Consider the following 19,901-nt stretch of genomic DNA (forward strand, 5'->3'; position numbering starts at 1 on the left):
ACTTCGCAAGGTCACACCTGTCGCCGGTCTCTTTCTTGGCGCTCGCCCCAGTCTTGTCGCTTTGTTCGCCCGCGTCGTTGAGCACAATCAACGGCGCCGAGCCCCAAGCTCCAACATATTATGGTTTGAGATATTTGGCCGAAGCGGCGGCGATAATCGCGCCAACCTAGCGGAGCCGACGAAGTTTATGCGGCGTACGATGGGACGGGCAATGATCGCCCAAACGACGGGACCAGCGTCGGCGCGTGCGTTCGCGAGAAAGTTGACTGCTCCGGCGGGACGGCCCGCCGCCACTTTGGTGCGAGCAGGTTGCAATCAGATTTCCGAATGGTCGTTCCAAGATCGTCGAATTCCGCGCCGCGTTCGATAGCTTAGAGATGCGCTGCGAACTGCATCGCTCGATCTTCGTAGACTACTTCATTGGCGAAAAACAACTAACTCTTTGACACGGGCTGCAGCTGCCGGAGCGTTGTGTACTTTATCGGCCGCTCGAACGTTGTGCCTTTGGCGACATATGGCTTGCCCGCGTCAAGCATCGGCTGGAATGGATCCAACTGCTTCGCCGCGTACAGATCGACACATAGAGACTTACTTTCGTGATCGACGATGTCGACGCTACTGCACCATCATAAAATGCAGGCAACCCGCGCATCGTTTCGATGCCGGGGGCGAAGCACCTACTCGTCCTCGATCATCATTTGGCGCATTTCCAAATCTATCCAGCGGACATGGAAGAACAGATGCCCTTAAGATTCACTGCATTTAGAATCCATCTCCCTTCAGTTGCACAAGAGTGTAATGAACGAGCCACGATTGCTACGCCGACGCGTACCTTCAGGGTGGTCCGGTTTGGGCCACGGGCTGCCTTCCTGAATGCACTAGCGCCTGGGCCGCTTTACCGCAGGTAGCTGACGGACCTTGAACGATCATAGCGCTCGCGATTGTGCTGCACGCTGCGTAAGACCCTTTCGATCCCGGCGCTACGTCCCAATGCTTGGCGCTGCCGTACGAGGCGACGTGTGCCCAATATCCAAGAGCTGCGATCGAGAATCTTCCACCCATTTCACCCCTCTTTGCGTAAGCGGTTTAGCTGAAGCGGCTCAGGCTTTGCGGGCTTTTACAGCATGAGAGGCAGCGATCTTAGACGTTGTCCGCCTGCGCGATCGTTCGAGAGTTTGTGGGAACCATGCATGCGGATTGACAACATTCATCTTCATCTGTCCGCAGAGGCGTGGCGATGCCCGCCTAGGTCCGGCCGCCCCGATGGCTCTGGGCACGAGCATTTTGATGCCGGAGGAGTCGTTTAGCATTTTCGTGTAAACCGTCAGACCGTCAGATTTGGTTGCCACTCGCCGCCGGAGAAATGGATGGATGATGTCAGCGAGTAAATTCGACTATGACCCTTCTTCTTTCTGTTTGCTCCGTTGCCTGCGCTTTGACGCTCTCGGAAACCCGCCTTGCGGAGTTGCACAAACACTCTCATAGCAAGCCTTCTCACCCTTGTAGTTGGCCAGCGCTTGGACCAGCGGCGGCGTGTAGTACTGTTTCAGTTCGTCGGGCATGGGCTCAGGACCGCTTAGCGAGTTCAATGCCACCTCGACCAATTCGATTGCGCGATCCTTGTTGCCGCTCTCATAATAATACTGCGCGACCGCCCCATAAGACAGCCACTTGGGGCCACCGTCCCGGTGCGGAGGATTCAGCGCAAGAATGTGTTCGGACAACTCTTTGCCCATCGCAAAGCGCTCGGTAGACGGGACGTGGGAGTTGTCATTCGTCGGATTGAAGAGTTGGCGCAGCGCCTCTTCCATCCACACCTCATTGTTTTTGTCGATCGCGTCGCGAGCGAATTGCCTCATAACCGGCAAGCCGGTCTGCATGTTGCGCAGTTTGTGAAGCAACAGATCCGCATGGCGCCCGCGGAAGTCGAGGTCGTCCGGCATCACCGCGAGGGCCTCTTCGACCGCCGAAACCGCCTTTGCCCAATCCTCCGCCTTCATCGCGGCGAGAATCGGTTCAGTCAACGCCCGCTCGCGCGTCATTTCGTCCATTTCGCGTCGTCCGGTTTCGATCCGCTCTGTGTCGGCGGCTTTAGCTTCATCGCTGGTCCGCCAGCTGCCGTTAAGAACTTTCGGCAAGACGTCATCGAGCTGCATCGGAAGACCGATAAAGGCGATGTGGCCGTCACGGTCAACGACGAACGAGGTGGGAATCCCGATAGAAAAGCTGGAATCCATCCAAAGCTTGTTCATTTCGCCTGTGGAGTCGAACCCGATCCGAAAGTTCAGGTTCGAGAACTTGTCGGTCAACCACGCGTCCAAGCTTGTTCGGGCCTCGTCCGCCGTTGGAGCTTGTTCGTAAGCTGCGACGCCGAGCAGCTCAAGTCCGCTGTCTTTGTATTTCTCTTGCAGCTCTACTAGATGAGGCATCGCTGCCGCACATGGTGCGCACCAAGTTGCCCAAAATTCGACGACGTACACCTTCCCGGGCTGAAAGCTCGTGAGGGGCTCGCCTCGCAGCCAGTTCTCCACCTTGATCGGGGGAGCTGGGGAATCCATGTGCAGCACCATGTTGCTCTCCAAAACTATTGCCACTCGTTGCGCGACTTTGTGTGCTAGCGTGTCTCTCTCAGAAACAGAGCACACGGGTTCAAGAGAAGGCGAGCATCACTCGTTTTGCGCATCTGGTGTGCGCTCAGCCCTCACTCCATGTTTCTGCATCCCAGCAACAGGCGTGCCAGCTCAGTCAGCACGCATCAAGCGCCTGACTACGCTTTGAAAACTCCAAGGCGCCCCAAACGCAGCCGGTGTTTTGAACCCGACGGACTTTGTCCCGAGTCAGAACTTGGACACGAATCGCGCGCGATCGGCGGACTTGGGCCGCTGTGGCCGCGGTCATCGGAGGCAACCGCCCAGAAGTAGCCTTTCTTCGTTTGGCCGCGCCCGGGATCGAGTACCGGCTCCGTGGTTTCGTCCATGAACAGGCGATCCGCCGGGCCAGGCGGCGGCGCATGTGGACCGCGATCGGTTGAAGATGGAAGCAGGCGCGGCCGGACCAGTTGCCCAGCGTCGCCCGATCAAGCCGGATTCCCTGGCGCGCATAGATCTCGGCCTGACGATAAAATGGCGTATGGTCGCCAAACTTGGAGACGATCACCTGCGCAATGGCCGCTTCGGTCGGCAGCCCGCTGCGTGTGCCTACACGACAGGGCCGGAGCAGCGGCGACAGATATATATTTCGGGCGGCGCGTGACCAGCACACGCCATTGCGCCGGGATTTCGTCAGGGCGCTTGCTGACGTCCTCGCCGATCTTCGTTATGGTGCCGCAACCGCACGGCAGAGCGTGCTCGCAGGCTCGATAACCCGCTCCACCCGCGGCAAGCGGGCAGGCAAGCAGCCGCGATTGCGATGAGAGCCTTGATCCGTCACGCTCCGCGATCGGCCCTGGATCACCGCCTCGGTTCTCTCCTGCGCAGCATTCAGGATACCTTGCGCAATCTCCACGTCTTCGAGCGGCAAGTGATACTGATCTGGTCGCAGCTTCTCGGACTTCCGAACTTGTCGCGTCGCAATTCGCCGATAATGATCTCCAACCGACGCCGCGCATCCTCCGACGCCGCCAGCGCCCACTGATGCTCGCTCAAGGCCGCCTGCGTTTGCGCCAAAAGCGCCTTGAGGCGTTCGTTTTCGTCGCGCAGCGCCGCGATGCTCATGGGCGATTTCGAGCACATCGGCGCCGCACGTGCCACGTTCAAAATAGCTGCCAAGTCATTCTGCCGCAGTCATGCCGCCGCCTGCGGGCGCCGCGCTTCCTCCGGGCGGACCATCCAACAGCACAAGCGGCCAATCGAACTCTGGCGTCATCTCCTCCCAAACCATTACGCTGCATATGGCTGACACATCAGAACGCCCCTTCGAAGGTGAGGGACGAAATCATCCTTGAGGCTCAACGCATCGAGGGGAGAACGAGAGATTTATCCAAGGGGCATCACTGCGCAGCCGAGGGATGGAGTAAAAGGGCCTTCCGGCTTGGTCTCCCCACGGCGATCATTCTGCGCTGACGAGCGTTGCCGTGTTTGCACAGGCCGCGAAGGACTATTGGTGGATTGGCCTCATCGCCATTGCGCTCTCCATCACAGTGACCATCCTCACGACCCTCGCAACGTTCCTCAAACCCGAAGAGAAGCAGAGCGCTCATTTCAACGTCGCCATTGCCTACGACAAGCTAAACGGCGAAGCGCGGATGTTAAGGGAGAAGCCACCTACCGAGTGGACAAGCGAAAAGACCCCGCTCCCCTGCACGGCCGCGACCTCAATTGCACCGGCAAGGCCGCCGAGCGAACAACACGCCGAAGTGGTCAGAGGTGTTAGCGGACGGCAACTCCACGCCCCCTGAACAATCGCTCGTCCGTAACGACCAAACGAGAACTGCTTGATCGCATCGATCAGGGCTCGAGGCCGTGCTCCCGGAGAACCTTATGCATCAGCTCGCCTTTGATCTCGCGAGCGATTTCGCTGAGGATTTGGGCTCCGACTACCCGCCGGGCATCGACATCATCTGTCAGGCCATGCTCCGCGAGTCGTTCGTTCAAGCGCGTCGGAAACTCATCTTCCAGCGCATCGGCAAGCCGGTCCCGCATCGCGGCATGATCATCGGGAGCGATCCGCCTCGCCACCGTATCCCAAGGCTCCCAGCGCGTTGCCAGAAAATCCGCGAAACCCGCGGCTTCCTGTTCCCGCACCGACGTCTCAGCCCTGGCAACGTCGTCCGGCGTGACGTCAGAGAGATTCAAGAAGCGCATATCCGGGGCGATGTGGCGCAGTTCCAGCCGATCCCGTAGCTGGGTCTGATAGGCCAGATAGACCTCGATCTCGTCGATATTGGCCTCCGGGTCGGCACGCCGGAGCGAGCTGACCGTCTCGCGTGCGATATCGTCAAGGGCCTCCAAACGAAACATGACACGGCCATGTTGGAGCAGTTGGTCGAGCCGATTGTCATAGAGCCCCTCCTTGACATCAGCGTTCAGGCGTGCGGTCTGCATGCCGTTCCAGGTCAAAGTGATGCGGTCCTCGCAGGACGCAGTCGCTCCGTTAGCCAGCTCGAAAAACTGCTTGCGCAGTCGCGGCCTCATCGCGGCCTGTTGCAGATTCTCGGCCACCTGGTCGCGGAACGCCTGATGACCATAGTTTACGGTGCCCGCAAGTCTTTCGAGAAACTGAGCGAAGTCCTGCGCACCCGGCTCTGCGGCGAAGCCCTGCCACGCGTCCGCTGCGCGAGGCTGGTCCGCGAGCCAGTCCGCGACAACCTCGTGCAGGGGCCGCGACTCGTGTTCCATCGGTTGTAGCGGCATCGACAGCAAGACTTGCGGGCCGGCATAATCCGCGCCGCGCGTGACTGTCGCCAAATCGGCCAGCACCGGAGCCGGTATCGGATTGGACCGCAGGTCGATGCTGGACGCGCTGCCGAGCTGCGTCAGCACGGTCGCGGGCAAGCCGGTCAGCTGATTATTGCTGGCGCCGAGCATTTCAAGGCTGACGGGGAGTCTCTCGGGCAGATTGGTCAGCTGATTTTCGCTGACGTCCAGGTATCGAAGTCTGGCCGGAATGTCGGGCAGGCTTGTCAGCTGGTTGTCGCCTGCGTCCAGGTACCGCAGCCTTGCCGGAAGATCGGGCAGGCTCGTCAGCTGATTTTCGCTGACCTCCAGGCGGCGGAGCCTGGCTGGAAGCTCGGGCAGACTGGTCAGCTGGTTATTGCAGGCGGAGAACTCCTCGATCGTTGCCGGAAGGGCGGGCAGGTCGGTCAGTTGGTTGCCATCGACAGTCAAGCTGCGTAGCCTGGACGGCAGCGCTGCCGGCAGGCTGGCCAACTCGTTGGCCATAAGGTGGAGGTGCCGGAGCCTGCTCGGAAGGGCGGGCAGACTAGTCAGCCGGTTGTCAGAAGCGTAGAGATCCCGGAGTCCGCCCGGAAGCTGGGCCGGCAGGCTGCTCAATTGGTTACCGATGACATTGAGGGTCCGGAGCCTCGGCAGGAGTGAGGCTGGCAAGGCGGTCAGGGACAGCGACGATAAATCCAGCTCGTCTCTGACATCACCCTCGTCCCGCCACGCCCTCGTCCGGTTGACCGCCTCTTGCCGATTCTCGTCTTCACCCTGCCCCTCTTCCGCTGCCCAACCGGCCAGGGCGCGGTCCTGCGACAAGACGAGGTCGGCGGCGGCCGCTCCTGTGGCCCACCGAGTCAAGGCTGACGCCCACTGGGTCAGGCACGAAGGCGAATGCCCGGCGGCCCCAGACGTTGGCTCGGTGCTTTCGGATTCGGAGGGTATGCCAGCGCGAGTCTGGGCCTGTTCTGTATTCATTGAACTTCATGACATGTTTGGTCTCAGCCGATAAGGCGGCTCTATCGGCTAGATCGAGACGTTCGCATGCTAGGAAGCTCAGCTGTCGATAAGCTGACGAGGTCAGGTTATCCGATCGGCTTCGGCTCTACTTTGGCGCCGAGCCCCAAAGGAAGCAGGATCCGTATCATCCTTATCCCGATGACGCTCGCATCATCGATGGCATAGTCAGTAGAACGCTGAGCAAGCTCAAAAAGAACGAGCCTAACAAAAGGAAAGCTGCCTGACGGCCAACCATCAACGGAAATTTAGTGCTGGCTGCAAACTAAGAGAAGAAGGGGAGCATGCGCGAGCCGACAAAGATCGGTACTGAGCCTTTGCAAATTAGGTTGTCGCGCAACTCCGCGGCGAGGACGTCCGCTCCCCGCGATGAATTGCAAGCAAGCTCAGCCGAGGAACTGACGGCGAACCACATGCTGTAGGCTAAGCTGCTGTTGATGCGAAATCTCAAGTGTGATCCCGTTTTCCGTGGAGCTTAAACACCTATGTGGAGCTTAAACACCTATCGGAAGTCATAAGGAACTGTTCGTGGTATAGTGAGAGCTTGCGGATGACGACGGCGGCCCATTTGTGTCGACCGGCACTCAAATATCGTCGGTGCGAGAGTCTCCCCGATAAGGATTTACTTCGATCCACCTGTGATACAAGGCGGCAGAATAAGGGGACACTTTCAGAATCTCGCGCCCATGGCGGGGCCGTCGTGCTTCGCTCGGCGAAATACGGCAACATTGGCTGGCGGTAAGCCGACTTTGCCCAGCAAAGGATGCGAGCACGGCGCTGTGGGGGAGAATGCCTCTAACAGGACAGCCCGGCGAGCGCCGAGCGGTGTTGGAGCGCCTTCGCCGAGCCTTGCATGGCATCTCGACGAACGGATCATGATCGGATCCCGGTGAGAAAATGATCGGCTTCGATTTTAAGGTGATGGCTGGTTCGGGCAAGCACATTGGCAGATGTCAACACCTGCGACGATGATGCACCTATGATAAACGCCTTCTGCGCGACCTGCCGGATGTTGCCCGCGACAGTCGTCGACATCGCGGCCGCCTGCTGAATATTTTGGGCAATATCTTTCGTGACTGCGCCCTGTTGGTCGATGGCCGCGGCAATCGCTGATGCAATTTGTGAGATTCTGCTAATGCTGTTTCCGATGTTTGTGATGGCGCTGGCCGACTCCAGTGTCGCTGCCTGAATGTCAGCAATCTGCTGTCCGATTTCAACGGTCGCGTTCGCCGTCTGAGTTGCTAACGACTTCACCTCGAGCGCCACAACTGCAAAGCCGCGGCCGGCGCCGCCGGCACGCGCGGCCTCGATTGTTGCATTGAGCGCCAGAAGGTTGGTTTGCCTGGCGATCGCTGCAATTAGGTCAACCACCCCACCGACTTTTGTTGCAGCAGCCGATAGCTGCTTCATCCGGCGATCCGTTTCTTCAGCCTGGCGCACGGCTTCGTGGGCGATCTCCGTTGATCGCGCGACCTGCCGGCCGATCTCGGAAGCGGACGCCATCATCTCTTCCGTTGCCGCAGCAACCAGCTGAACATTGGCTGACGCCTCCTCCGATGCCGACGCAACGTTATCAGAGATCTCCCGAGTAAGCTGTGCCGTCTCTGTCAGCTCGCGAGCCGAAGCCTCCAGTTCAGTCGATGCGGAAGACATCGTATCAATGACGCTGCTAACGGCGCGTTCAAATGTGCCCGCCAGCTCGCCAAGCTCCGCCTTCCGCCGCTTCGCGGCTACACGGTCCTGCTCTTGATTCGCCGCTAGTTCCTCTTGCAATTTTTCCTTCGATCTCACCTTAAACGCTTCCATGGCCTGAGCCATGTCGCCGATCTCGTCTGAACGGCCAAGACCCGGCAGCGTGACATCGAACTGCCCGGCCGCAAGTTGACGCATCGCCTCGCTCATCCGGCTTATAAGCCTTGCCAGCTTCTGACCAACAAGCACCGCAACGAAGCCGATCCCGAGAGTGGCAAGCCCGATTGCCCAACCCAACGTCTCTCGGAGGCGCGACGCACGCCCTTCAGCAGAGGTGGCGCGAGCGTCCGCGCCTGCTATCGCTTTCAAAAGAAGGGGACGATTCCGGCCGTAGATTTGGACGAGATCGTCAACTTGATCGTCCAGCGCCTGCTGCGATACAAGAAACGCAAGAAAGCTCGATCGATAAGAAGCAACAAGCTTCTTCAGCTCACTCTTGGATTCCGGGGCAAGTTCTGAAGCAGCAAGTGCGGCCTCGAATTCGACGACGCGCTTATCCAGCTCATCGCCATACCGCTCTTCATGACGTAGCATGAAATCCTTTTCATGCCGTCGCATCATCAACATCAACATCGTTAGGTGCGGCTCATTGAAATGTGCAAGTCGCGCTTCTGCCTGATGTACGGCTTCGCGAAGCTTACCTTGGAGCCCATCACTTTCCGTGAACCCGAGCACCCGCTGCGCGGAGACGACGTTATTAAAACGAGTCGCATAAAGGTTGATTCCGGCGCGAAGGAACTTCACGTCTCTCAGGGGATCGCCCTCGGGCGAGGAAGCGGCCCGCTCTTCGATTTGGCCAAGGTCCGCCAATGCGTTATTGAGGCCCTCGGCTTGCCGCGCGACCACGGCTTCGTCGTGCTTGCGCAAAAACTCCAACGCCAGCTGCTGCGATTCAAGAAAGGCCTCAGAAAGAGACGTCAGATGGGCGCGAAGATTGGCGCTCTCGCTTACCTCACTCTGAGCCGTCGCAAGATAATTGAGTCCGGCAATTGAAGTCGCGCCAGTGACAAGAACGCCCGCGATCCCCAAACAAACAATCTGAGTGCGTAGGCTCGGTCGAAACCGACGAAAGACCGTTGATGGGAGCCGTTTCGCGATTGTAGGGGCGGTCATCAGACTTCCAATTAGATATGAGATCGTTTCGCGACACCCGTAGTTTTGATTGGTTACATAAGATTGAACTCGGATGTCATCTGAATCATACATGCGCGAATAGTCGAGAGATGGCCACGCACTCTGCAGCGTAGCAGTAATGACCCGACGCAGAAATTCTGCAGTTTGCTACTCGTGTCCGCAGGATTCGCGCGCAGAATGGCCCGTAACAGTTCCGCGGTGAGAACGATGCCGCGAGGCCCCAACCAAAAAAGATATTTCGAAGACTCTGCCGTTTCGTCTTTCGACTGTGCCCCCGAGGGATCGATCGAACAGCCGACGACGCGGCTTCAAGCTGATACCGGAGGGCTCAATCCGCACTTGGCTAGTGCGTAGGCCCTTACCTGACTGGAGCTCGCATTCGACCGTCCTGGAATTCCATTAAAGCAGCAGCGATGAAGAGCGTGTGACACTCCGGCGGTTTGAGTCGCCAAGTCGAGTGCGCGATGGTCGACTTGGCTTCCTTAGGGCCAGTCGAACGATCGGCGACGGTCTCGCGCTGCTTCCACTTCGCAACAGTCTTCTGGTTGATCCCGTAGCGCTTGGCGAGACCTCTCAGGCTCTCTTGACTCTTTGTATTGCTCGACGCACTGCCTCCGTTGGTGGCGCAGCCGTGTAAAACCTGTCCCATAGCGCATCCTTCGAATCGTGCGATAAGAATGCACCATCAAAACTGGGACTAAACAGCTTGTGCGCTGATGCCGAGGATGTTCAATGCGCCAGGGAGCGTCGGTGGCCGCCTCCCACAATCTAAGCGGAAGCGTTCATCCGCACGCCATAGAGAACGATGTTGATGGCTTCTAGAACGGACGATCCATATTTTGAATGGCGGCTGCAGAGGAATTTCGCAAGCGACCTTGTCTTCTTGTACTTGTCGTGCCTCTCGCCATCCGGCAAGTTCAATGTAAATTCGACAAACGACGCGCATGATCCTGAATGGACCACACGCGCATGCAGAGCTCCTCGAATTTGGGCGCATTCAGTTTAGGAATTCGGTCGCGCGAAAGCAGATCGCGGAGAATCGGCGCCCGTTCGAGGATCGTCCGATCTTCGCCTGATGGCAGACTGTCGAGGCTATGCCACCTCTGCATTGCTCTTAAGGTCTTGGCCGGGTCACGCTTATTCTCCTCTTTTCCGAGTAGTAGCTTTTCCGATCGCCTATGACATGCGTATAGAGTGGGCGTGTAGGAATTGGCCGGCCTGTAAACCGGATGGTATGTCGGCAGGTAGCCGGCCAGGCCTGGTTTTGTAAGGACACGGTTGCCCCGAAGATGAACCACTCTCGCGCCACGCTAGCATCTCGGTGATGACGCCGGTACGACCTTCGTAGATTGTTCGGATGATCACCTGAAAATCCTGGCTTCCGCTCCGCCTCGAGGAGGGCAATCCGTTTGAGCTAATTGGTTCGTCATCCTTTCGAACCGATCAATACGCGCGCTCAATCCGCGGTCTCGAACGCCTTCACGAACGTCTCGACCAATGTGGCCACTTCTGCAGCTTCGCCAGGCGTGATCTGGCCCGACGCCACCCCGCTGAGAATTGCGCCCGTTGCTGAGGCGGCTTCGGCGGCATCTTTGATTGTCGGCAAGTCGAAGGTAGCCGGTCGGTCCTTGCGGTGCGCAGGCACTACACGGAATTTCAGATCGAGCGTGAGGGCCGCCATGCCAATCCTTTGAACTGGAAAATTGAAGGCGCCCGAAATCGCCCAAGAATCAACAAGGGCTAAATCTCACCAAAGCCGTCCATTGTGTTGCAGACACGGAGTCAACCGAGGCAGCCGCTTGGCTGCGCAGAAAACCAGCGCATACCAAGTAATGTGGGCCGACTTTAGTCATGACAGCGCTGCTAACATCGGTCTCATATTTCGCTCGGGGCCAACATTGTCATCGCAAGAGATTTACACGCCGTCGGTTGCTGCAGCCGATCGGGATCTGATCTTCGTAGTAATCGAGCGTCATCGCGAGCTGTCCGCGCACTACGATGCGGCTGCGTCGGTTTCGGCTAAGCTCTCGGATGGTGCCGAATTTGCTGCCGCCGACGAAGTCACCGGCCAAACGAACCTGGCTCTCACGGAGCATACAAATGTGCTCATCGGTTCGAAGCCAGCCACGATCGCGGGCGTGATCGCTCTGATCAGATACGTCGCCGGCCTGCGGGAATGGGAGCTGCCCGATGATGATGCGTGGCACCGAGCGTTCTTAGAAGGGCTGGCGGATGCGATCGATGAGATCGGAATGACGCAGCGACGTCGGCACATTGGAAATTGAAAAAAGGAGGGACATAGAAATGCGATTTTTCATGTTGTTGTTGATCGGGATAATCGGCTTAGCTTCGGTCGAAACCGTCTCGGCTCGCTCCTGCACCGAGCAAGGAGCGTTGTGCGTGAGTTGGGCGAAAGCAAACGTTCCTGACGCGGTAAGGTAAAGCGCCGCTATGGGGATATGCCGTGAAGAAATTCCTAAATGCAGAGCGCGTTGCAAGGCCGGCAACAAATACTTCGTCGGAATCGGCGGCTCTACTCAATATCCAATTGATACCTGCAATTAGATCAAGCCGAGAAGCCGCCCGCGGCCTCTTTCATTTCAATCCGCTAGCGGCACCCACAAAATCCGGGCACAAAAAACGTTCCCGCCACCCGGGCCCTTTCGGCTCCAGATGACGAGGGTGGAGGTCCAGGGAGGTGTGATGCCTGCGCATCGCCCCGGGGGCTGCCGGCACCGAAGGAGCCGGCAGTTATCCACGGCGCGGGCATGCGCTGCGCAGGAAAGCTGCCCGCTGACCGATCGGTCTGCAGTAATCTCGCGTCAAAAAGCGCTTATCGCGTACAATGGCAGCCTGCCATGCGACATCCTTCCTGCTCGCCGGTCTATCCCGCGAGGTGATCGGCGGTCGCGAGGCCCGGTTAGGATTCGCCTCCGTTGCCGGGCCTCGCTTCTTCGATCCACCATCAGAGTAGAAGAATAGAACCGGCCTCGCGATCGCGAACAGCACCGAGCCAATTCATACATTCCGGCCCCAGTCATCGGGGGCGAACACCCGGATGACGCAGATGATGCCGAGGACCGTAATGAAGGCGCCGAGAAGCAGGACGGTTTTGCCGACAAACGGTGACGTGTGAAGCCATCACCAGATCCGGCCGCAAATAATCGAGTTGCCGAACACCAACACGAAGATCGAGATCGCCGCCTGCAATTGCATGCGCTGAAAGCCGTTCATCCCGACTACGCGAGCAATGTAGACACGCAACACCCGACTATTGCGATTGGTCCAACAGGAGATCCCCCGGCTTGCATGAGGGTCGGAACCGCGACCCATTCGTCCCCAATGTAAGTAGCAATCGAAAGGACTCACAAAATCATGGAGTTTGGGCTTGTTTGACCTTCCTTTGGCGGAGGCTGTTTACGGGATTTCAATGGTCAATAGATAGTTGGCCGAGACGGCGCGTCTTGGCCGAGTAGCGGATTTCTACTCCGCGGGTTGCAGGTTCGAATCCTGCCGGGATCGCCAGTCTTTCCACAATCAAAACAGGATCTTGGCGCCGTTGCAGCTTCGTTCTGCGCGGAATTCCATGTTGCGCGGCGCTTCAACTCGCTAGCAGCAAATTCAACGCGTTACGCGGCATTACAAATACTCCACGCAACACGGCAGCAACACGGCGTTTCACTTTCCGTTCGCAATCGGAGCGCGCCAATGACGGCTCTGATTGGGCTCATGTTCGGCATGCTCCTGGGCATCATCGGTCGCGAGTTGTGGCCGCGGCGCCGTGAGCTCCTGATGGCGGCAGCGTTGCTGCTGGTCTCGACACCCATCGTCTGGTTCATGGTGGAGGTGTGGCTTCGAATGCCGAAGGGCTGAGTCTTCCACACCTACGATGGGCAGTGGTTCGCGCGCGCTGCGGACCGCTAGGAATCGATAATTTGCGAGCTACTTACGATCCCGCTTTGATGGCGGCATGCCTCGCCCTGTCCGACGACACACGCCTACGCACGCTGACAGCCTGCCCGCTGAAGATCACATTCGGCGAGATGCGAGAGATGGGCTTGCATGGCGTCCTGGTCTACTGCCATTGCGGGCACCACGTTGAACTGGATGCGGTCCGCTGGCCGGGCGAAATGCGGCTGTCCGACCTCTAGTCGCGCTTCCTCTGCAAAGGCTGCGGATCTCGCGGCGCGGACGTTCGGCCGGACTTTGAGCGAGGCAATCCTTAGATGGCCGTGATGGGGTATCGGAACACGAAACGACCAACGGCTGGGGGCGCTGCGTCGCATCACCGCGGTTGTATTTTCCCTTCTGGTATCTAAAGTTCCCTGGATCGGAATGCTGCTCAACGGAATGGAGGGCATCATGCCTATTAAGATGGAGTATGATGTGCTTGTTTACGCAGCACTGGCGACATTCCTGCTCGTGTTTGCGATTTCGGCATTTGTGTTGCTTCTGACGAGGGATCAAGGTGACCTCGAAACGCGCAAAATTCGCTTTGCGGCGGTTACCTTCACCGGAATCCTCATGCTCTTCGTCTTTACTGCAATTCTATATTTCGTCGCACCGAATGGACCTGGAAAAGAGATATTCGAAAGGGCCGTGACGGCCATGACGCCTCTGGCCGGCGCAATCATCGGTTATATGTTTGCGTCACGGCCGGCCGCCGGGGCAGCGGCGGAACAGCGTGAACAGAGTTCGCCGGTTACGGCTTCACAGCCCCAAACAATTCGTACTGCACAGCCACCGCCCCTGGTGACCGCCCCGTGACCCGTCACTGCCAGAGCGCCCTAACGTTGAAAGGCCCGCCAGCGTGAACCGGCGGGCTTCTGTTCATCGATACTCTTCCGGCATCAGGACGCTGTGGCGAGCAACAGGCTGCCTTTGATCGACCAGCAACCAAGCATGACCCGCGCTGCTTAGGGCAGTCTCCCTGATGAATAAAATCCTCATCGGGCGAGAGTTCTTTGGTAATCAGCGAGAACTTGCTGATTTCTGCAATGTCGTCCTCCCGAAGGCGGGAGTGCTCCTTCAGGTTACGGATGAGCGTCTCATGAGCATTGTCCATTGCGTTCCAAACTATTTTTGAGATCGTATCAGCTGATACGACGGCGCCCCGCGTGCTGGCTACACTCGTAGCGCCTCTCAATGTTCGATGACATTCAGCAGGCAATTAAAATATTGTCGGTGATGAGACCGCCGGTTGCGCTCCCGCACCACCAAAACGGGGAGCAGCGCCTTGCCTATCAATCGGGTTATTTCTGCGAGTATAGGTTTGAGCCCAGAGCAGCGGCACGTCCTTGAACTCGCCTTCAACCGCACCCTGAGTAAGCTCAACCTCGTCGGTCGTAACGATCCAATTTGCGAGATCGTTGCTCGCAAGATCATTGAGGTAGAAGCTACTGGCGTCACCAATGCTCTTGCGATCTCGGAGATCGCGCTTAAGCAGCTTCGTCCTAGTTTGACACCTCAAGCCCAGCAGCGCCATGGAGGTTCGTGATCAGCTTCCCAGATCTTCGGCGTGGGCTCGCTCTTTGCGCAAGTCATGGCTCTCAGCCGCAATGAGGAGCCGGCCGGAGGGCCGTCGGCGGCTGGCAGGGAGCTGCAATCGCGCCAGCAGGGCTCCGAGCCGATCGATCGATACTTCGGTGGCATTGTTTGTTCGGCAAGAGCACGCAACGAACGAGGGCAAAAGGCGGTGGCACTGTCGGTGTCGCGTTTGCCGGTCGGCAGACCGCGCCGCACTCCAACTGTTCGCATTACTCGGGCACGCGCGCGCCTCTTACAACAGCTGTGGACTGAAATAATCGTACATTGATTCACGCGCTATCGCACGGATCATGAAATCTGACGGAATGCCGGAACGACCGTAAAGTGACCACGTTTGATTGCGCAGGATCAGCATGTGCGGACAGGGAGTCGCACAAGTTCCTCAAGAACCCCTGTGATGGAGACAAGAAAAATGGCAAACGAACGCCCAGAGGATAAGGCCGCTCAAAACGTCGAGGATAAAGCCCGTCGAGCCGGTGAAAGAGTGACCGAGCAAACGCGCCGGATCGGCCTAGTCGCAGCAGAAGCAAGCGAGCAAGCGGCGAAGACAAGCGCCCATGTGCTGCAGCACAATGCTGAAATGTTACAGAACACATGGCAGTTCGGTGTAGACGTCGCGACTGCGATAATTGGGCACTCGGCGGACCATTTCGGTGAAGCGCTAGGCGTCTCAGGGAGCGAAGCTCAGGACGCAGCAAGACGATCCGCTCGGAACGCCGAGAGCATTCTCTATTCGGCGACCGCAGTAACGAAGGGCATGAACGATGCCTCGCGAGAATGGCTGGCGCTTACGCGAACCCAGGTAGAGAACAACATGAAGGGAATGAGCGAGCTCTGGCGGTGTCGCACTCCGCACGATCTTCTTGCTGTTCAGACAGACTTGGTACGCGAATCGCTTGAGCGTGCGCTGCAGAGCAGCCGCCGGATCGCTGATATGTCGGTCAAAGTCGCCGAAGACGCCGCAACGCACATGACCGCCGCAGTCAGGCAGGCAGCCTGACTCAGCACACGGAACTAAAGATCAGCGGCCGAAATCTTGGTCGGCCGCTGATCCGTTTCGGGCATGGGGCGTTCCGTATTGGGAGGCATCTATGGCGCTCGTTGTATTCCATTGTCCAGTTCAGGATAGGCAGGTCCAATGGGTGGAATGCGAAGGTCTGCCGCTCGGTGGCTCGCGTGAACTCTATAGAGCTCTCGTCTGCCCGGCATGTTCTCGATTGCACTTTGTAAATCTCTGCAACGGTGATCTGTTGGAACGCACCATAGCTACGGCTTAGGAGTTCCGCGACCGGCTCAGTAAGCGCGGGTGCTGTTGGCGCGTGATGCCGACATAGGTTTACCGCCGTAACGTTGCAGTGACGACAGAAGTGGTTGCCGGTCTTGGTTCGTGAACCGGCAGGCCCCTTCGTTTTAGCTATTCAGTCGGCGACGATGCGTCATGAGCCGCTGACGATCACGCTGCCTATGTGCTCGGCGCCGGCACTTCATGCTGAACGCTCCCGCTGTTCGCAATCCCGCTCGACGAGCCGGAACAATGATCGGAGGAAGGCAATTTCGAAGGGTTCGAAGGTTCTCGCATCTGGTCCATTCCGACGGCCGCGACGCTAGCGAGGGACCTAATCTCGACCCTCCGAAGCGTGTCCGCCTTCTTCGCGTAAGCCTGCGCAAAGTGGCGTCCCGCCACGCCCACATCCCTTCGTGCCAATCTCTGCGAGGGCGGAATTGCCGGTATGCTCCGCGATCCAGGCCCCATTAAATGCCGCGTTCAGAGAGGTGTAGGTAAAGGCACGAAAGTCCTCAAGGACAACTCCGGCGAGGACCGCAAGGCGCCGGCACTCTTTGAGCTTCTCGGCGAGCCATCATCGTCCCGCTAGAGGGTGTCTCACCAGCCGTCGCGGCGCGCGTCCGCGATACCTCGGCATTTGAAGGTGAGCGCGACGGGGACGCGGCCGGCCATCCCCAAAGCGAAATCGACGACCTCATGCCCTGGCGGCTTCGCAAAACGTCAAGCCAGCTTCGATAGGGTCGCTGCTAAGCCCTTACCGCCAGCGCCGCCACGGCATCCGCTATTCCCGGGGCATCTGCATAGGTAACCATATGACCAGCATCCTCGACCAGCCCTAGCAGGGAGCGGGGCAACGTCTTATGCAAGCGGCGCGACTGGTCGGCCTCGATAAGCCGGTCAGCCTTTCCATGCACGATTCTAACAGGACACCGGATTCGCTGATATTGCAGCTGCAACTGCGCGGCAGCTGGAATAAGGAACGCGCTCTCCTCGGCGGCCGCCCTCAACTGCTTGGGCCGGAGCGCCAAGGAGATCGGAAATTCGTTCTTGAATTCCGGCGAAATGGCACGCGGCGCGAACAGCTTGCGCATCAGCTTCGGCATAATCGCCCACGCTATGATGGGCGAGATAGTGTAGCGCATTAGATCGCCGAGCAGCGGCAGTGCCGGACCTGACATGAGCCAAAAGTCCATGCGAGACGTAGGAAAGTAGTAGCCCGACACAAGCACGAGCCCACTCACGGTATAGCCACTTCGCAACGCCAGCGCGATTGCCACCAGCGTCCCCCAGGAGTGGCCGAGTACCACGGGATCGCGCACACCAAGCTGATCAAGAGCCTTCGCAAATAAGGAAGCTTGCGTTGTGGCCGTCCAGATCCGCGTACGCGGACGGTGGCTGTAGCCAAACCCGGGCCGGTCGAAGCAAATGACGCGATACTGGTGGGCCAAACGGTCGACCAAACCGCTTAGGATGAGATCCTGAATCATGGTCCCATTCCCGTGAAACAGGACCACGCAAGGCGCAGCGGCTTCGCCCCGTTCGATATAGTGAAGGCGCACTCCGTCGCACTCGGTGAAGACGCCGATTGGCGGATTCTTACGCTCCGCTGCCACTTGAAATGCGATATTGCCGAGTATCATCAAGACAAATACCGCCATAATGATCAGCAGGACGGTTTCAGTTGTGGACATCAGTCAACCTTAGATACTGGCGGATTTGCGGAACCGAGCGGGGCGGACGTTGATTCTCCCTCCCTCGTTGTGACCCGTGCTCGCAATCGGCATTGCGTCCATTCGTTTGCCGCAGCGAGTATGGCTTGCCGTTATCGTCCCGGCAGAGACGTGAGCGCCCGGGACGCCTCGATGCACCAGAACGGATATGCAGTCATATACTTCCCGTACAGGTCGATACGCCTGCTTGTAAATTCTGCAATGACGGCAAAAAAGTCGGATGGTGACCTGATCGCCGCAAGTCTCAGGCCGAACTCGAAAGCGAATTGCGTGTTCGCTTGCGCTATTTCGAGAAGCTTCACTGGAGCTTGCATGTTGGCCGTCGCTAAAGCAAACTCTTGCTTTGGATTGCTCTCCGCCATTTTCTGACTGAGGTCATCTTGTAGGTCACCCCCGCATTTCTCAACGATGGGAGCCTCGTGTCTTGAATCGTCCTGAAGCTTGAGAGGCGATTCAATCGCGCCTATCGCGACAGAGCGCAGAAGATCGTCTTTCGGACTCTTGATAGTGGCCTGCTTGCTCCGTTGGACCCGCGCAGCCATTTTGGCTTTCCGCGGGCGCTTTGCCGCTATTCCCAGCTTACGTTTGCTCATCTGATGCTCCAAGAACATGGGGGGACCATCGGCCACTAAGGCAACGGGCTCTGAGGGGCGGCGTTCCAAACGCGCGCGAGTCTGCACCTCCTAGTCTCAAAGGTACTTGGGGTTGCCGATGCGGCGGGGACGGCGGACCGCCGGCCTTTCGCTGGTCGAAATCTCAAAGGTGTTGAAATGAGCGGGACCAGAGAAAATCGATATCGCGGTGATCCGGGGCAGCGATAGGCAGCACTATGCCTCGGTCAGGGACGTGTGCCGCTATGGCCGGTTGAGCCACATCAAATGCTACAAGCTGATCAACGAGGGCGGATCAAGGCGAAGAAGTTGGACGCCCGCACGCTCACTGATCTCGATGGCATCGACGCCATGTATGCCGGGCTGCCCGATTTGGCGCCCAACCCGGGCGCCAGGTCTTAGCGTTAGGTATCAGGGCGCTATTCACCCTCACTGCGGCCAATCAGTCCAGAGCGTGATGCCGATCATGATCAGCGAGGCGATTGCGACCGCCACCGGGCAGATAAACGGCAATTCTTCCAGCACGCCGATAACGACCGTTCGGACGCGGCGCGTTCTCTCCATATGCACAAATCGCGATCCTGCCAAACCCATCGGAGCATTCCCGTCTGGCCCCCCACCAGGGGTCTCACTCTTCAACGCGAAGCGATTTCCGGCTATAACCCATTTGGATGTGTTCCAAGATCAAGGTGAAGGAACGCTTGCATGTGGAACTGGATAATGCTGGCGCTAGAAAGCAATCGCGTGATCGGACTGCGGACCGCAAAGTTGATGCGAGGCGGCAAAGCGGCTCAACGTGAAGCCCGGCGCATGGTCAGCGAAAAGATGTTTGCCGCGGGGAAGGCCGGTGCAAGTCTGATGGCGGGGGCTTCCGGAGACAAGATTGTTGAGCAATATCGAAGAAAGGTGGCGGCAAACGCGAAGCGGCTCAGCCGGAAGCAGTCCCGGCGAAAGCGAAAGTCACGCTGATCGTTGCCCGGCGAAACCCATGCTATACCGATGTCGATGATCCGGCTCGCGGCGCGGGCGGCCAAGTCGCGCAAAAGCGAAGCCCGGCGATCTGCCTATCGAGCAGGCCGACAAATTCACGCACATTCTAAACCTGAAAACGGCAAAGCAGCTGGGCATCACGGTGCCCTGCGCTGCTGGCGCAGGCGGATGAGGCAATTGAACAGCAACCCGTTCGGCGCGTTGCGTGGTCCGGTCATGGATCTTAGCGTCGATTTCGGAATGTCCGCTCGTTGGTCGCTTGAGGTAGTCATTAGTCGATCCGGCAACGACCACAGGTCGCACTTCGTGATGCCGTGCATATCGGCTGCGAAACCATCGACCTCCACGACTCTCGGCTTCCTGTGCGAGCTTAAGCCACTCGGCCAAGCGCTGCCACTCTTCCTTGTCTAGGGCGCTGATCGCCTTCTCCGCCAGGTGGATGCAATCGTCGGCTTCC

Annotated in this window: 18 protein-coding genes, 1 tRNA gene and 3 pseudogenes; 9 read left to right on the top strand and 13 right to left on the bottom strand. The window is 58.3% G+C overall.

Annotated elements, in window-relative coordinates:
* Positions 1–1,394: 1,394 nt before the first annotated feature.
* The 6 genes and pseudogenes from ACVWY3_RS22150 to ACVWY3_RS22175 form a co-directional block, all read right to left on the bottom strand.
* Complete coding sequence (locus ACVWY3_RS22150; protein WP_456840381.1) at positions 1,395–2,570, bottom strand: TlpA disulfide reductase family protein; 1,176 nt, start codon at positions 2,568–2,570, stop codon at positions 1,395–1,397.
* 197 nt (positions 2,571–2,767) lie between these two features.
* Entirely contained in the window at positions 2,768–2,977 is a 210-nt protein-coding gene (locus tag ACVWY3_RS22155; RefSeq protein WP_456840382.1) for an IS66 family transposase, read from the bottom strand.
* Between the two features lie 74 nt (positions 2,978–3,051).
* Positions 3,052–3,261 (bottom strand): annotated as a pseudogene (locus tag ACVWY3_RS22160) (IS66 family transposase); the annotation flags it as partial.
* Between the two features lie 19 nt (positions 3,262–3,280).
* Positions 3,281–3,340, bottom strand: a pseudogene (locus ACVWY3_RS22165) (hypothetical protein); the annotation flags it as partial.
* The gene (locus tag ACVWY3_RS22170; protein ID WP_456843424.1) at positions 3,316–3,504 is read right to left on the bottom strand and encodes a hypothetical protein; all 189 of its coding nucleotides are present in this window, start codon (positions 3,502–3,504) and stop codon (positions 3,316–3,318) included. The gene ACVWY3_RS22170 and the pseudogene ACVWY3_RS22165, both read right to left, overlap by 25 nt.
* Positions 3,480–3,713: a hypothetical protein gene (locus ACVWY3_RS22175; RefSeq protein WP_456840383.1), complete on the bottom strand. Its 234-nt coding sequence runs from the start codon at positions 3,711–3,713 to the stop codon at positions 3,480–3,482. The genes ACVWY3_RS22170 and ACVWY3_RS22175 overlap by 25 nt, the downstream gene beginning before the upstream one ends.
* A 359-nt stretch (positions 3,714–4,072) precedes the next feature.
* Here ACVWY3_RS22175 and ACVWY3_RS22180 point away from each other — a divergent pair, with 359 nt between their 5' ends.
* Positions 4,073–4,396, top strand: a complete 324-nt coding sequence (locus ACVWY3_RS22180; RefSeq protein WP_456840384.1) for a hypothetical protein — start codon at positions 4,073–4,075, stop codon at positions 4,394–4,396.
* A gap of 49 nt (positions 4,397–4,445) precedes the next feature.
* Here ACVWY3_RS22180 and ACVWY3_RS22185 read toward each other — a convergent pair whose 3' ends face one another.
* From ACVWY3_RS22185 to ACVWY3_RS22200, 4 genes and pseudogenes are all read right to left on the bottom strand, one after another.
* Positions 4,446–6,197 (bottom strand): NEL-type E3 ubiquitin ligase domain-containing protein, encoded by a 1,752-nt coding sequence (locus ACVWY3_RS22185; RefSeq protein ID WP_456840385.1) that lies wholly within the window; start codon positions 6,195–6,197, stop codon positions 4,446–4,448.
* A 1,071-nt stretch (positions 6,198–7,268) separates the two neighbouring features.
* Complete coding sequence (locus tag ACVWY3_RS22190) at positions 7,269–9,260, bottom strand: methyl-accepting chemotaxis protein (protein ID WP_456840386.1); 1,992 nt, start codon at positions 9,258–9,260, stop codon at positions 7,269–7,271.
* A 484-nt stretch (positions 9,261–9,744) separates the two neighbouring features.
* Positions 9,745–9,930, bottom strand: a pseudogene (locus tag ACVWY3_RS22195) (IS481 family transposase); the annotation flags it as partial.
* 807 nt (positions 9,931–10,737) lie between these two features.
* Positions 10,738–10,962: a hypothetical protein gene (locus ACVWY3_RS22200; RefSeq protein ID WP_456840387.1), complete on the bottom strand. Its 225-nt coding sequence runs from the start codon at positions 10,960–10,962 to the stop codon at positions 10,738–10,740.
* Between the two features lie 118 nt (positions 10,963–11,080).
* Here ACVWY3_RS22200 and ACVWY3_RS22205 point away from each other — a divergent pair, with 118 nt between their 5' ends.
* From ACVWY3_RS22205 to phaP, 7 genes are all read left to right on the top strand, one after another.
* Positions 11,081–11,566, top strand: coding sequence for a hypothetical protein (locus ACVWY3_RS22205; protein WP_456840388.1), 486 nt, complete (start codon positions 11,081–11,083; stop codon positions 11,564–11,566).
* Positions 11,567–12,721: 1,155 nt separating this feature from the next.
* A tRNA-Ser gene (locus tag ACVWY3_RS22210) sits at positions 12,722–12,806 on the top strand.
* 183 nt (positions 12,807–12,989) lie between these two features.
* Positions 12,990–13,154, top strand: coding sequence for a hypothetical protein (locus ACVWY3_RS22215; RefSeq protein WP_456840389.1), 165 nt, complete (start codon positions 12,990–12,992; stop codon positions 13,152–13,154).
* Positions 13,155–13,216: 62 nt separating this feature from the next.
* Positions 13,217–13,432 carry a hypothetical protein gene (locus tag ACVWY3_RS22220; RefSeq protein ID WP_456840390.1) on the top strand — a complete coding sequence of 72 codons (216 nt, stop codon included), beginning with the start codon at positions 13,217–13,219 and terminating at the stop codon, positions 13,430–13,432.
* Between the two features lie 211 nt (positions 13,433–13,643).
* Positions 13,644–14,048, top strand: a complete 405-nt coding sequence (locus ACVWY3_RS22225; RefSeq protein ID WP_456840391.1) for a hypothetical protein — start codon at positions 13,644–13,646, stop codon at positions 14,046–14,048.
* A 469-nt stretch (positions 14,049–14,517) separates the two neighbouring features.
* Entirely contained in the window at positions 14,518–14,778 is a 261-nt protein-coding gene (locus ACVWY3_RS22230; protein ID WP_456840392.1) for a hypothetical protein, read from the top strand.
* A gap of 462 nt (positions 14,779–15,240) precedes the next feature.
* Positions 15,241–15,828, top strand: coding sequence for a TIGR01841 family phasin (gene phaP / locus ACVWY3_RS22235; protein WP_456840393.1), 588 nt, complete (start codon positions 15,241–15,243; stop codon positions 15,826–15,828).
* Positions 15,829–16,859: 1,031 nt separating this feature from the next.
* Here phaP and ACVWY3_RS22240 read toward each other — a convergent pair.
* The 3 genes from ACVWY3_RS22240 to ACVWY3_RS22250 form a co-directional block, all read right to left on the bottom strand.
* Positions 16,860–17,804, bottom strand: a complete 945-nt coding sequence (locus ACVWY3_RS22240) for an alpha/beta fold hydrolase (RefSeq protein WP_456840394.1) — start codon at positions 17,802–17,804, stop codon at positions 16,860–16,862.
* Positions 17,805–17,935: 131 nt separating this feature from the next.
* Positions 17,936–18,436 (bottom strand): Phasin protein, encoded by a 501-nt coding sequence (locus ACVWY3_RS22245; protein WP_456840395.1) that lies wholly within the window; start codon positions 18,434–18,436, stop codon positions 17,936–17,938.
* Positions 18,437–18,883: 447 nt separating this feature from the next.
* Positions 18,884–19,018 (bottom strand): hypothetical protein, encoded by a 135-nt coding sequence (locus ACVWY3_RS22250; protein ID WP_456840396.1) that lies wholly within the window; start codon positions 19,016–19,018, stop codon positions 18,884–18,886.
* Between the two features lie 141 nt (positions 19,019–19,159).
* Between ACVWY3_RS22250 and ACVWY3_RS22255 the strand changes: the two genes are divergently transcribed.
* A complete protein-coding gene (locus tag ACVWY3_RS22255) occupies positions 19,160–19,423 on the top strand; it encodes a hypothetical protein (RefSeq protein WP_456840397.1) in 264 nt (87 codons plus the stop codon).
* The last annotated feature ends 478 nt before the right edge of the window (positions 19,424–19,901 follow it).

Source organism: Bradyrhizobium sp. USDA 4486 (assembly GCF_054057995.1).

Excerpts from the sequence above, each read along its gene's own strand:
- ACVWY3_RS22150 (WP_456840381.1), bottom strand. The coding sequence starts at position 2,570 with ATGGTGCTGCACATGGATTCCCCAGCTCCCCCGATCAAGGTGGAGAAC.
- ACVWY3_RS22155 (WP_456840382.1), bottom strand. The coding sequence starts at position 2,977 with ATGGACGAAACCACGGAGCCGGTACTCGATCCCGGGCGCGGCCAAACG.
- ACVWY3_RS22175 (WP_456840383.1), bottom strand. The coding sequence starts at position 3,713 with ATGAGCATCGCGGCGCTGCGCGACGAAAACGAACGCCTCAAGGCGCTT.
- ACVWY3_RS22190 (WP_456840386.1), bottom strand. The coding sequence starts at position 9,260 with ATGACCGCCCCTACAATCGCGAAACGGCTCCCATCAACGGTCTTTCGT.
- ACVWY3_RS22200 (WP_456840387.1), bottom strand. The coding sequence starts at position 10,962 with ATGGCGGCCCTCACGCTCGATCTGAAATTCCGTGTAGTGCCTGCGCAC.
- ACVWY3_RS22215 (WP_456840389.1), top strand. The coding sequence starts at position 12,990 with ATGACGGCTCTGATTGGGCTCATGTTCGGCATGCTCCTGGGCATCATC.
- ACVWY3_RS22225 (WP_456840391.1), top strand. The coding sequence starts at position 13,644 with ATGCCTATTAAGATGGAGTATGATGTGCTTGTTTACGCAGCACTGGCG.
- phaP (WP_456840393.1), top strand. The coding sequence starts at position 15,241 with ATGGCAAACGAACGCCCAGAGGATAAGGCCGCTCAAAACGTCGAGGAT.
- ACVWY3_RS22240 (WP_456840394.1), bottom strand. The coding sequence starts at position 17,804 with ATGTCCACAACTGAAACCGTCCTGCTGATCATTATGGCGGTATTTGTC.
- ACVWY3_RS22245 (WP_456840395.1), bottom strand. The coding sequence starts at position 18,436 with ATGAGCAAACGTAAGCTGGGAATAGCGGCAAAGCGCCCGCGGAAAGCC.
- ACVWY3_RS22250 (WP_456840396.1), bottom strand. The coding sequence starts at position 19,018 with ATGGAGAGAACGCGCCGCGTCCGAACGGTCGTTATCGGCGTGCTGGAA.
- ACVWY3_RS22255 (WP_456840397.1), top strand. The coding sequence starts at position 19,160 with ATGTGGAACTGGATAATGCTGGCGCTAGAAAGCAATCGCGTGATCGGA.